This is a genomic window from Streptomyces sp. NPDC107575 (genome assembly GCF_055657265.1).
In genome coordinates, this window is sequence record NZ_JBVKBG010000002.1 from 946,827 (window position 1) to 958,995 (window position 12,169).

Below are 12,169 nucleotides of genomic sequence, written 5' to 3' on the forward strand. Positions count from 1 at the left end.
CAGCGCCGCAAGCGCTGGCGGGGCTTGATTTGGTCCTGCAACGCCGCGAGCACTGGCGGGGCTTGATTTGGTTGTGCAGTGCCGCGAGTGCTCGCGGGGCTTGATTTTGTTCTGCGGCGCCCTGAGCACTGGCGGGGCTTGATTTCGTCCGCAGCGCCGCCAGGCGCCGGGCCGGCTTGATCGGTGTCAGGCCGACGCCGCCCGCGCCGCCATGCGTGCCTTGCGGGCCGCCAGCTTCTCGTCGAACTTTGAGGCCTCGGTGTCCAGGCCGTTCATGAACAGGCCCAGTTCCTCCTGGGCCTTGATGCCCTCGGGGCCCAGGCCGTCGATCTCCATGACCTTCAGGAAGCGCAGGACGGGCTGGATCACGTCGTCGTGGTGGATGCGCAGGTTGTAGACCTCGCCGATCGCCATCTGGGCCGCGGCGCGCTCGAAGCCGGGGATGCCGTGTCCTGGCATCCGGAAGTTCACGACGACGTCGCGGACGGCCTGCATGGTGAGGTCGGGGGCGATCTCGAACGCGGCCTTGAGGAGGTTGCGGTAGAAGACCATGTGCAGGTTCTCGTCCGTGGCGATGCGGGCGAGCATGCGGTCGCAGATCGGGTCGCCGGACTGGTGGCCCGTGTTGCGGTGCGAGATGCGGGTGGCCAGCTCCTGGAAGGAGACGTAGGCGACCGAGTGCAGCATCGAGTGCCGGTTGTCCGACTCGAAGCCCTCGCTCATGTGCGACATGCGGAAGTTCTCGAGCTGGACGGGGTCGACGGCGCGCGAGGCGAGCAGGTAGTCGCGCATCACGATGCCGTGCCGGCCCTCCTCCGCGGTCCAGCGGTGCACCCACGTGCCCCAGGCGCCGTCACGGCCGAACAGCGAGGCGATCTCGTGGTGGTAGCTGGGGAGGTTGTCCTCGGTGAGCAGGTTGACGATGAGGGCGACCCGGCCGACCTCGGTGACCTTGGACTGCTCCTTGGACCAGGCCTCGCCGTCCTCGAAGAACTCGGGGAAGTTCCGGGCGTCGGACCACGGCACGTAGTCGTGCGGCATCCAGTCCTTGGCCACCTTGAGGTGCCGGTTGAGCTCCTGCTCGACCACTTCTTCCAGCGCGTGGAGCAGGCGGGCGTCGGTCCACGTGGTCGACGAGCCGAGGCGGGGGGAGATGACGGTCACGGGGGCTCCTGGGGGACGGAGTTAATGCGAGCGGAGATACCTACGGTGTCGTAGGTTACGTTGCCGTAGGTTAAGTGCCCCATAAAGGCCGTGGCTACGTGTGGAGCTCTCGCAGTCGAACTGAGAGGCAGGTCACACACCCCTCCAGCTTTTCGAACTCGGAAATGTCCACCAGAACCGGCTCGTACCCGAGGTCGGCGAGCAGCTCCGCCGACTTCGGCGCGCTCTGCGCCATGAGCAGCCGGTCCCCGCCCAGCAGCACCACGTGCGCCCCCGCCTCCTCCGGCACCGGCAGGAAGCGCGGCAACAGCGCGGGGTGCTCCACCAGCGGCGGATGCCCGATCACCGTGCCGTCGGGCAGCGCCGTCACCGCCGTCTTCAGGTGCAGCACCTTGGAGAGCGGGACCGCGACCACGCGCGCGCCGAGCGGCTCGAAGACGGCGCGCAGCTGCTGCACGCCCGCCGCGTTGGTGCGCCCGCCGCGCCCGACGTAGATCGTGTCGCCGATCTTCAGTACGTCGCCGCCGTCGAGCGTGCCCGGCTCCCACACCCAGTTGACGGAGCAGCCGAGCCGCGCCACGGCCTCCTCGACGCCCGCCGTCTCCGGGCGCCGCGACTCGGCGCCGGACCGGGTGATCAGCGCGACGTTGCGGAACACCACCACCGCGTCCTCCACGAACACGGCGTCCGGGCACAGGTCGACCGGCTCCACCAGGAACGTCTCCCAGCCGTGCGCCTCAAGCGCGGCCACGTACCCCGTCCACTGCTCCTGGGCCTTCGCGGCGTCGACCGGGGTCCGCTCGATGTGGGTGACGAGCCCGTCCGCGAGGCGCGGGCCGGGGCGGCGGACGAGGGCCTTCTTGCTGGGCACGACGGACTCCATGACGAAATGCGAGGGCGGGGGGTGAAGGTGCCGGTCAAGGTGACGGTGCGCACATCATGCACAGGGCGACACGTGTCGCGGAATCCCCTGTCACGCGGCCGTCACGTCCTCCTCACCGGCCCTGTCCGCGCCCGTGACGGCCCGCCGCAGGTGCTCCGCCGTGAACGAACCCTCGGCGTCGAGCAGTTGGGCCGGTGTGCCCTCGAAAAGCACCTCGCCGCCGTGCCGGCCGCCCTCGGGGCCCAGATCGATGATCCAGTCCGCCCGCCGGACCACATCGAGGTTGTGCTCGACGACGACCACGGTGTTGCCCGCGTCGACGAGCCGGTCGAGCAGCGCCACCAGCCCGTCGACGTCCGCCATGTGCAGCCCGGTGGTCGGCTCGTCCAGGACATAGGTCGCCGCCGAGCGGTGCAGTTGCGTGGCCAGCTTGATGCGCTGGCGCTCGCCGCCGGACAGCGTGCTCAGCGGCTGGCCGAGCGTGAGATAGGTGAGGCCCACGTCGCGCAGGGCGTGCAGACGGCGGCGTACGCCCTGCGCCGCCACACAGGCGAAGTAGTCGAGGGCCTCCGCGGCCGTCATGTCGAGCACGTCCGCGACCGACCTGCCGCGCACGGTCAGGCCCAGCACCTCCTCCTTGAAGCGCCGCCCGCCGCAGGCCTCGCACTCCGTGGTCACCGGGTCCATGAACGCCAGATCGCTGTAGATCACGCCGCGTCCCTCGCAGTGCTCGCAGGCGCCGCCCGAGTTGAAGCTGAACAGGCCCGGCTCGGTGCCCGTCTCGCGCGCGAACACCTGCCGTACGGTATCCATGATCCCGAGATACGTCGCCGGGGTGGAGCGCCCGGAGATCCCGATGGACGACTGGTCGACGACCACGGCCTCCGGATGCGCCGCGCAGAACGCGCCCGACACGAGGGAGCTCTTCCCGGAGCCCGCGACGCCGGTGACGGCCGTGAGCACGCCGGTCGGCACCCGTACGGTGACGTCCTTGAGGTTGTGGACGCGGGCGCCCTCGACCGTCACATGCCCGGTCGCGGCGCGCGGGTGCTCCTTCACCCCGCCCGTGCGGCGCAGGCACCGCCCCGTGAGCGTGTCCGCGCGCCGCAGCGCGCCCGGCGTGCCCTCGAACACCACGCGCCCGCCGTCCGCCCCGCCCGCAGGGCCCATGTCGACGACGTGGTCGGCGACGTCGATGACATCGGGGTCGTGCTCGACGACGAGCACGGTGTTCCCCTTGTCGCGCAGGCGGAGCAGGAGATCGTTGAGGCGGCCCACGTCGCGCGGGTGCAGGCCCACGCTCGGCTCGTCGAAGATGTACGTCATCCCGGTCAGGCTGGAGCCCAGGTGCCGCACGGTCTTCAGGCGCTGGCCCTCGCCGCCGGAGAGCGTCGACGTCTCCCGGTCGAGGCTGAGATAGCCGAGGCCGATCGCCTCGATGCGCTCCAGCGCGGTGACGGCGGCCTCGGCGATGGGCCCGGCCACCGGGGCGTCGATGCGGCGGAGCACCGGGATCAGCTCGCTCACCTCCATGCGGGTGCACTCCGCGATGCCCAGGCCCTCGACGCGGGTGGCGAGCGCGGCGGCGTTCAGGCGCGCCCCGTCGCACACCGGGCAGGTGCCCTCGGTCAGATACCGGCCGACCAGGTCGCGGGTGCGCTGGCTGAGCGTCGACAGGTCCCGGTTGAGGTAGAGCCGCTCGAAGCGGTCGGCGAGCCCCTCGAAGTCGATGTCGCGGCGCCCGCCGGTGTTCGCGACGTTGACCTTCGCGCCCCGGCCGCGCATCAGGAACTCCCGCTCGGCGACGGTGAATTCACGTACCGGCTTGGTGGTGTCGAGGTCGGTGGTCCCGGTGTACGTCTGCCCCTGCCAGGTTCCGACGGCGAACGGCGGGAACAGCACCGCGCCGCCCGCGAGGGACTTCGACGGGTCGAGGATGCGGGAGTAGTCGGGGCGCACGGTGCGGCCGAGCCCGTCGCACTCCGGGCACATCCCGCTCGGGTCGTTGAACGAGTACGCGGTCGCGGGCCCCGCGCTCGGCGTCCCGTGCCGCGAGAACAGCACGCGGATCACCGAGTACACGTCGGTCATCGTGCCCACCGTGGACCGCGAGTGCCCGCCGACCGGCCTCTGGTCGACGACGATCGCGGGCGTCAGCTCCTCCAGTGCGTCCGCGTGCGGCTTCTCGTGCTTGGGCAGCCGGTTGCGGACGAACCAGGGGTACGTCTCGTTGAGCTGGCGCTGCGACTCCACGGCGATGGTGTCGAAGACGACGGAGGACTTGCCGGAGCCGGACACCCCCGTGAAGACGGTGAGCCGGTTCTTCGGGATCCGCAGGGTGACGTCCCGGAGGTTGTTCTCACGGGCGCCGACGATGTGCAAGTACGTCATGGCAGCGACGCTAGGCGGAATACCCGACAGGTTATGTCGGGTATTCCGCGCTTTCTGCGCGTCCGCCGGGTTTTCTACGCGTCCAGGCCTTCTACGCGTCGAGGTCGAGCCATCGCGTGATGCCGATGGACTCCAGGAACGGCATGTCGTGGCTGGCCACGATCAGCGCGCCCTCGTAGGACTCCAGGGCCGACGTCAGCTGGGCCACGCTCGCGAGGTCCAGGTTGTTCGTCGGCTCGTCCAGCATCAGCAGCTGCGGGGCGGGCTCCGCGAGCATCAGCGCGGCGAGCGTCGCCCGGAACCGTTCACCTCCTGACAGCGTTCCGGCGAGCTGGTCCGCCCGCGCCCCCTTGAACAGGAAGCGGGCGAGCCGCGCCCGCACCCGGTTGTTCGTGGCCTGCGGCGCGAACCGGGCCACGTTCTCGGCGACGCTCAGCCCGTCGTCCAGGACGTCGAGCCGCTGCGGCAGGAAGCGCAGCGGCACGTGCGCCTCCACCTCGCCGGCGATCGGCGCGAGCTCGCCCGCGACGGTGCGCAGCAGCGTCGTCTTGCCCGAGCCGTTGCGGCCGAGCAGCGCGATCCGCTCGGGGCCGCGCAGCTCGAACTCGCCCGGCAGCCCCGCCCCGTACACCGTCGTGATGTTGTGCAGGGACAGTACGGAGCGGCCCGGCGGGACGGCCGTGTACGGCAGGTCGACGCGGATCTCGTCGTCGTCGCGCACCGCCTCCACGGCCTCGTCGAGGCGTTCCTTCGCCTCGGCGAGCTTCTCCTCGTGCAGGATGCGGTGCTTGCCCGCGGAGACCTGGGCCGAGCGTTTGCGCAGCTTCATCACCGCCCTCGGTTCGCGCTTGATGTCGTACATCTTCTGGCCGTACCGCTTGCGCCGGGCCAGCTTGACGTGGGCCTCGGTCAGCTCGTTCTTCTGCTTCTTCAGGTCCGACTCGGCGACCCGCACCATCCGCTCCGCCGCCTCCTGCTCGGCTTCGAGTACCTCCTCGTACGCGGAGAAGTTCCCGCCGTACCAGGTGACCTCGCCGTCCCGGAGGTCGGCGATCTGGTCGACGCGGTCGAGGAGTTCACGGTCGTGGCTGACCACGATCATGACGCCGGACCAGCCCTCCACGGTGGCGTACAGCCGCCGGCGGGCGCGCAGGTCGAGGTTGTTGGTGGGCTCGTCGAGCAGCAGGACGTCGGGGCGGCGCAGGAGGAGCGCGGCGAGCCGCAGCAGCACGGACTCGCCGCCGGAGACCTCGCCGATCGTGCGGTCGAGGTCGATGTGGCCGAGACCGAGCTCGCCGAGCATGGCCTGCGCCCGCTCCTCGACGTCCCAGTCGTCGCCGACCGCGGTGAAGTGCTCCTCGCGCACGTCGCCGGCCTCGATGGCGTGCAGCGCGGCGCGGGTCGCCGCGATGCCGAGCGTCTCGTCGACGCGGAGCGCGGTGTCGAGGGTGACGTTCTGCGGCAGGTATCCGACCTCGCCGGAGACCCGCACGGTGCCGTCGGACGGCGTCAGCTCACCGGCGATGAGCTTCAACAGGGTTGATTTGCCGGATCCGTTGAGGCCGATGAGGCCGGTGCGGCCGGGGCCGAAGGCGACCTGGAGTCCTTCGAAGACGCCGGTGCCGTCGGGCCAGGCAAGGTCGAGGGCGGTGCAGGCGACGGAGGCGGGGGCGGCGTGCGAAAAGTTCTGGGGATGTGACAAGAGGGGCCTCGCGGTTGCTCGGTGCGAACAGTGGGATGCAACGCGTTCGAGACACCGCGGGGGCACGAAGGGCCTGCAGCGGAGGACGGCTCGGGGAACCGAGGTCGTACACACGACGGCACGGACACGCGAGGGCGTGTCGGGCGGCGGTGTCTCAGGACCTCAGTCGAGCAACGTCCTTCTCCTATCGACGGCAACAGAACCGTCAACCACGGTAGAAGCACCTGCCGGGGCCGTCAAAGGATTTAAAAGGGGAGCCGGGTGCGCCGGGCCGGCGCCGGGTCAGCAGGCGTCCCGCAGCAGCTCCTCCAGGTCGGCGTCCACGTCCACGTGCGCCGCCTCCTCGCCGACCGGCACCAGCTCCGTCGTCTCCGCCAGGAAGCGGCGCAGCTCGCCGGTGCGGATGTGCACGATCGCCGTGCCCTCCGTCGCGTGGAACTCCAGGACCGTGCGGTCGTACCCGTACGGCTTCACCCGCACGTCGCCGTCGCCCGCCGGGTCCGTCACCCCCACGGAGAGCAGCTCACGGGCGAAGGTCCAGCTCACGGCGACGCCTTCGAGGGTGGCCGGGGCCGGGAAGGACATGCGCACGGCGAACGGGTCGCGCACGTCGTAGCGCAGGGTCGCCGGAATGTGCGCCATGCGCGGCGCGGCGGCGACTAGACGGGCCTCGACGGCTTGCTCGATGACGGACAACGCCTGCTCCCTTGTGACGGCTGGACGGTGGGACCACTGCACGGCCTCATATGAATAGACGGCGGAATGAGGGAATCCGTGCGCCTGAACCCGGTCGAAATTCGAGTGACCTCTGTCACCGGTTTCAACCGTGGTGCGGGTGTGACGGTCGGCACCATCCGGGAGCAGGGGAGGCTGCCGTGGCGGATGTCGGTCCAGCGGCTCTCGATCGCCGCGCGGTCCTCGCCGACGGCCAGGATCACGCAGCCGTGTACGTCAATTCCAGTACAAACATGATCGGCAGGCTACTCGTGCCCTTGTGGCCGCCGTTGAAGTGTGCATGATCTACGGCTATGGCTACCGCCGAGGAGAGCGCAGCGATCGGGCTGCGGGGGCTGTGCAAGTCGTTCGGTGAGGTGCGCGCCGTCGACGGGATCGAGCTCGACATCGCGGAGGGCGAGTTCTTCTCGCTGCTGGGACCCTCCGGCTCCGGGAAGACGACCGTGCTGCGCCTCGTCGCCGGTTTCGAGAAGCCCTCGGGCGGCGCGATCCGTCTCGCGGGCGCGGACGTGACCCGGCGCGCGCCCTTCGAGCGCGACGTCACCACCGTCTTCCAGGACTACGCCCTGTTCCCGCACATGAACGTCGAGCAGAACGTCGCGTACGGCCTCAAAGTACGCGGCGTCCCGCGCCGCGAACAGGCCGAACGGGTCCGCGCGGCGCTCGCCTCCGTACGCCTGGAGGAATTCGGCGGGCGCAGGCCGGGGCAGCTCTCCGGCGGGCAGCGCCAACGCGTCGCCCTGGCAAGGGCGTTGGTGGTGCGTCCCCGTGTCCTGCTGCTCGACGAGCCGCTCGGCGCCCTCGATCTCAAGCTGCGTGAACAGATGCAGGTCGAGCTGAAGGAGCTGCAGCGCCAGGTCGGCATCACCTTCGTCCTCGTCACCCACGACCAGGCGGAGGCCCTCGCCCTCAGCGACCGCGTCGCCGTCATGCGATCCGGCCGCGTCGAACAGGTCGGAACACCACGGGAGTTGTACGAGAATCCGGCCTCCGCCTTCGTCGCGTCGTTCGTCGGCACCTCCAACACACTCACCGGGTCCGCCGCCGAGCTGCTCGTGGGGAAGCCGGGGACGTTCGGCGTCAGGCCCGAGAAGATCCGGCTCCTCGACGCGGACGCGGAGCAGGATCGCGAGGACCACAGCGAGGTGCGCGGCACCGTGGCCGACGCCGTGTACCTGGGCGACAGCACCCGCGTCGTCGTCGACACCGACGCGGGCGTGCGCTTCGTCGTCGTACGCCAGAACACCGGAACCGGCGACGGCGCGCCGTCCGACGCGCCCGCCCCGCCCGGCGCCCGCGTCCTGCTGCGCTGGCACCGGCGCCACAACGTCCCACTGCACAAGGCAAGTTGACTCACCCCGACGAGCAGGGAGTGTTCACGTGCGCGCAACCCGGACCCTGATGGCCGCCACCGCGCTCGGCGGGCTGTTGCTCGCCACCGCCTGCGGCTCCTCCGACGACGACGGCGGCGGTGGTGGCGCCAAGGGCGCGCCCGGCGGCCAGGGCTTCACCCCGCCGAAGATGTCCGCCCCGAAATCCCTCGGCAAGACCGAGGGCAAGGTCAACCTGATCGCCTGGGCGGGCTACGCCGAGGGCGGCTCCAACGACCCCAAGGTCGACTGGGTGCACCCCTTCGAGAAACAGACCGGCTGCCAGGTCTCCACGAAGGTCGCCGGCACCTCCGACGAGATGGTCAACCTGATGAAGACGGGCCAGTACGACGCCGTCTCCGCGTCCGGCGACGCCTCCCTGCGCCTGATCGCCTCCGGCGACGCGGCCCCGGTCAACACCAAACTCGTACCCAACTACCGTGACGTCTTCCCGGGGTTGAAGATGCAGCCCTGGAACTCGGTCAAGAAGGTCGCCTACGGCATCCCGCACGGCCGCGGCGCCAACCTCCTCATGTACCGCACCGACAAGGTGAAGCCCGCGCCCGACTCCTGGAAGGCCGTCTTCGACGACGCCGGGCAGCACAAGGGCCGCGTCACCGCCTACGACTCGCCGATCTACATCGCCGACGCCGCCCTGTACCTGATGAAGACCAAGCCGGACCTCGGCATCAAGGACCCGTACGCGCTCGACCAGAAGCAGTTCGACGCGGCGGTGAACCTGCTGAAGAAGCAGAACGCCAACGTCGGCGAGTACTGGAGCGACTACCTCAAGGAGGTCTCCGCGTTCAAGAGCGGCGACTCCGTCGTCGGCACCAGCTGGCAGGTCATCCTGAACACCGCGCAGGGCGAGAAGGCCCCCGTGAAGGCGGTCCTGCCGAAGGAGGGCTCCACCGGCTGGTCCGACACCTGGATGGTGTCGTCCAAGGCCGAGCACCCCAACTGCGCCTACAAATGGCTCGACTGGATCGTCTCGCCGAAGGTGAACGCACAGGTCGCCGAGTACTTCGGCGAGGCCCCCGCCAACGCGAAGGCGTGCGAGGAGACCAGCGACCCGAAGCACTGCGCCACGTATCACGCCGACGACGCCGCGTACTGGAAGAAGGTGCACTTCTGGACCACGCCCATCCCGCAGTGCCTCGACGGCCGCACCGACACCAAGTGCGTGCCGTACGCGAAGTGGGTGCAGGCCTGGACGGAGATCAAGGGGTGACGTGTCACTGACCTCGAAGCGGGCCGCCGGGGCGCTGCACCGCAGCCCCCGGCTCCGCCTGTCCCTGCTGCTCGCGGCGCCCCTGACCTGGCTGGTCGTCGCCTACCTCGGCTCGCTCGCGGTCCTGTTCCTGTCCGCCCTGTGGACCACGGACCCGTTCACCTCGGACATCGTGCGCACGTGGACGCTCGACAATTTCAAGGCGCTGTTCACGACGGACGTGTACCGCCAAGTCGCCCTGCGCAGCGTGGGAGTCGCCCTCGGGGTCACGGCGCTGTGCATCGTCATCGCGTTCCCGATCGCCTTCTACACGGCGCGTGTCACGAAGCCGCGATGGCGCCCGCTCCTGGTGGTCGCGATCCTCACCCCGCTGTGGGCGAGCTATCTGGTCAAGGCGTACGCGTGGCGCGTCATGCTGGCCCAAGGGGGCCTGCTGGACTGGCTGTTGAGCCCGTTCGGTCTCGACGCGCCCGGCTACGGCCTGGTCGCCACGGTCCTCGTCCTGACCTACCTCTGGCTGCCGTACATGATCCTGCCGATCCACGCCGGCCTGGAACGCGTCCCCGACAGCGTGCTCGACGCCTCCGCCGACCTCGGCGCCCGTTCCTGGCGGACCTTCCGCACGGTGCTGTTCCCGCTCGTCCTGCCGTCGGTCGCGGCGGGCTCCGTGTTCACCTTCTCGCTCAGCCTCGGCGACTACATCGCGGTCCAAATCGTGGGCGGCAAGACGCAGTTGATCGGCAACCTCGTCTACGCGAACATCACGCTCGACCTGCCGCTGGCGGCCGCGCTCGGCACCGTGCCGGTCGTGGTCATCGTCCTGTACCTGCTGGCGGTGCGCCGCACAGGCGCGCTGAGCAGCCTCTGAAGGGGGCCAGATGCACCTCTCCCGCCCGGCCCGCATCGCGCTCCGCGTCGGCGCCCTGCTCGGCTTCGCCGTCATCTACGTCCCGCTGCTCCTGGTCGTCGTCAACTCCCTCAATCCGGACCGCAGTTCGGGCTGGCCGCCGCCCGGCCTCACCTTCGACTGGTGGCGCGACGCCTGGCACAGCGCGGGCGCGCGGGACGCACTGTGGACGTCGGTGAAGGCGGGCGTCGGCGCCACGGCGATCGCCCTCGTCCTCGGCACGCTCGTCGCGTTCGCCGTCTCCCGGTACCGCTTCTTCGGCCGCGAGGCGATCTCCTTCGCGGTGGTGCTGCCGATCGCGCTGCCCGGCATCGTCACCGGCGTCGCCCTCAACACGGCCTTCCGCACGGTCCTCGAACCCATCGGCATCGGCCTCGGCCTGTTCACGGTGGTCGTCGGCCACGCCACGTTCTGCGTCGTGGTCGTCTTCAACAACGTGGCGGCCCGGCTGCGCCGCCTCACCGGCTCGTACGAGGAGGCGGCGATGGACCTCGGCGCCGACACCTTCCGCACCTTCCGCGACATCACGTTCCCGCTGATGCGCTCGGCGCTCGCGGCGGGCGGCCTGCTCGCGTTCGCGCTCTCCTTCGACGAGATCGTGGTGACGACGTTCACGGCGGGCGCGGGCGTCCAGACCCTGCCCATCTGGATCTTCTCCAACATGTCCCGCCCGCAGCAGGCCCCCGTCGTCAACGTGGTGGCCGTCGTGCTTGTGCTGCTGTCGGTGATCCCCGTGTACGTGGCGCAGCGGCTGTCGTCGGACACGGCGGCGGGCAGCCGGGTGTGACTACTTGAGTTTGTCCGCGAACAGCGGCACCACGTGCTCGAGCGCGTAGCGCACCGACAGGACGGAGTCGGTGGCGAAGGCGGTGCTGATGTTCGTGTCGTCGAAGACGAGCGAGTGGCCCTTCTTCGCCGCCGGGATCGCCTTGTACAGCGGGTCGCTGCCGATCTTCTTCGCGGTGGTGCCGATGGGCGCCATCACCATGAGGTCGGCGTCCAGCATCTGGAGGTTCTCCTCGGAGACGGGCACGGAGAACGCGCTGCCGGCCTTCTTCTCAACGGCCGGGTTGTTCTCGAAGCCGAGCCGCTCCACGAAGTCGACGCGGCCGGTGCCGCGCACGTAGGCGCCCCAGGACGAGGCGGTGCGCGAGCCGACCGTGATGGTCTTCCCCTTGAACTCCGGGTGCTCCTTCGCGGACGCGGCGAACTCCCGCTCCGTGTCGTCGATCAGCTTCTCGCCCTTGTCGGCGAGGCCGAGCGCCTGCGAGACCATCTCGGTCTGCTTCTTCCAGGAGATCTTGTACTGGTCGCCGCCCTTGGGCACGCCGACCGTCGGCGCGATCTTGTTGAGGGTGTTGTAGCGGGTCTTGTCGCCGCTGGCCTTGGTGTCGAGGATGAGATCCGGCTTGAGAGCCGCGATCTTCTCGTACTCGGGCTCCAGCGTGCCGATCTTCTGCGGGGACTTGTCGTACTTCCCCTTGGCCCACGGGCCGAGGCCGTCGCCGCCGAACGCCAGCCAGTCGCTCGCGCCCACGGGCTGCACCCCGAGCGCGAGTGCGGTCTCCGCGTCGCCCCAGCCGAGGGCGACGACGCGCTTGGGCTGCTCCTTGACCGTGACGGTGCCGAACTTGGTGGACACCTTCGCCGGGAAGGCGCCGGAGGACTTCTGGCCGGAGCCGTCGGCGGCGTCGCTCTTCTCGGCTCCGCAGGCGGCGAGCGAGCCGGTGAGGACGAGGGCGGCGGCTCCGATGAGGAGTCTGCGAGGAGCGGTGCGGGTCATGGG

The 12,169-nt window shown here is 70.0% G+C and carries 10 protein-coding genes; 4 read left to right on the plus strand and 6 right to left on the minus strand.

Annotation, left to right across the window (positions count from 1 at the left end; translation table 11 throughout):
- Positions 1–186: 186 nt before the first annotated feature.
- The 5 genes from ACZ7L4_RS10835 to ssgD all read right to left on the minus strand — a co-directional run bounded on the left by ACZ7L4_RS10835 (position 187) and on the right by ssgD (position 6,782).
- Positions 187–1,164 carry an acyl-ACP desaturase gene (locus ACZ7L4_RS10835; protein ID WP_472101390.1) on the minus strand — a complete coding sequence of 326 codons (978 nt, stop codon included), beginning with the start codon at positions 1,162–1,164 and terminating at the stop codon, positions 187–189.
- Positions 1,165–1,258: 94 nt separating this feature from the next.
- On the minus strand, positions 1,259–2,035 hold the full coding sequence (gene ddaH / locus ACZ7L4_RS10840; protein ID WP_472101391.1) for a dimethylargininase: 777 nt from the start codon (positions 2,033–2,035) through the stop codon (positions 1,259–1,261).
- A 102-nt stretch (positions 2,036–2,137) separates the two neighbouring features.
- Positions 2,138–4,438: an ATP-binding cassette domain-containing protein gene (locus ACZ7L4_RS10845; protein WP_472101392.1), complete on the minus strand. Its 2,301-nt coding sequence runs from the start codon at positions 4,436–4,438 to the stop codon at positions 2,138–2,140.
- A 91-nt stretch (positions 4,439–4,529) separates the two neighbouring features.
- Positions 4,530–6,140, minus strand: coding sequence for an ABC-F family ATP-binding cassette domain-containing protein (locus ACZ7L4_RS10850; protein WP_472101393.1), 1,611 nt, complete (start codon positions 6,138–6,140; stop codon positions 4,530–4,532).
- A 282-nt stretch (positions 6,141–6,422) separates the two neighbouring features.
- Entirely contained in the window at positions 6,423–6,782 is a 360-nt protein-coding gene (gene ssgD / locus ACZ7L4_RS10855) for a spore wall synthesis regulator SsgD (protein ID WP_472102000.1), read from the minus strand.
- Positions 6,783–7,168: 386 nt separating this feature from the next.
- On the opposite strand from ssgD, the gene ACZ7L4_RS10860 reads away from it, so the two are divergent.
- From ACZ7L4_RS10860 to ACZ7L4_RS10875, 4 genes are read left to right on the plus strand one after another with little or no spacing between them, the layout of a single operon-like run.
- Entirely contained in the window at positions 7,169–8,227 is a 1,059-nt protein-coding gene (locus ACZ7L4_RS10860) for an ABC transporter ATP-binding protein (protein ID WP_472101394.1), read from the plus strand.
- A 28-nt stretch (positions 8,228–8,255) separates the two neighbouring features.
- On the plus strand, positions 8,256–9,476 hold the full coding sequence (locus ACZ7L4_RS10865) for an ABC transporter substrate-binding protein (RefSeq protein WP_472101395.1): 1,221 nt from the start codon (positions 8,256–8,258) through the stop codon (positions 9,474–9,476).
- Position 9,477: 1 nt separating this feature from the next.
- On the plus strand, positions 9,478–10,344 hold the full coding sequence (locus ACZ7L4_RS10870) for an ABC transporter permease (protein ID WP_472101396.1): 867 nt from the start codon (positions 9,478–9,480) through the stop codon (positions 10,342–10,344).
- Positions 10,345–10,354: 10 nt separating this feature from the next.
- Entirely contained in the window at positions 10,355–11,170 is an 816-nt protein-coding gene (locus ACZ7L4_RS10875) for an ABC transporter permease (RefSeq protein WP_472101397.1), read from the plus strand.
- On the opposite strand, the gene ACZ7L4_RS10880 is transcribed toward ACZ7L4_RS10875, so the two are convergent.
- Positions 11,171–12,166, minus strand: coding sequence for an iron-siderophore ABC transporter substrate-binding protein (locus tag ACZ7L4_RS10880; RefSeq protein ID WP_472101398.1), 996 nt, complete (start codon positions 12,164–12,166; stop codon positions 11,171–11,173).
- Between the last annotated feature and the right edge of the window lie 3 nt (positions 12,167–12,169).

Excerpts from the sequence above, each read along its gene's own strand:
- ACZ7L4_RS10845 (WP_472101392.1), bottom strand. The coding sequence starts at position 4,438 with ATGACGTACTTGCACATCGTCGGCGCCCGTGAGAACAACCTCCGGGAC.
- ssgD (WP_472102000.1), bottom strand. The coding sequence starts at position 6,782 with ATGGCGCACATTCCGGCGACCCTGCGCTACGACGTGCGCGACCCGTTC.
- ACZ7L4_RS10860 (WP_472101394.1), top strand. The coding sequence starts at position 7,169 with ATGGCTACCGCCGAGGAGAGCGCAGCGATCGGGCTGCGGGGGCTGTGC.
- ACZ7L4_RS10880 (WP_472101398.1), bottom strand. The coding sequence starts at position 12,166 with ATGACCCGCACCGCTCCTCGCAGACTCCTCATCGGAGCCGCCGCCCTC.
- ACZ7L4_RS10875 (WP_472101397.1), top strand. The coding sequence starts at position 10,355 with ATGCACCTCTCCCGCCCGGCCCGCATCGCGCTCCGCGTCGGCGCCCTG.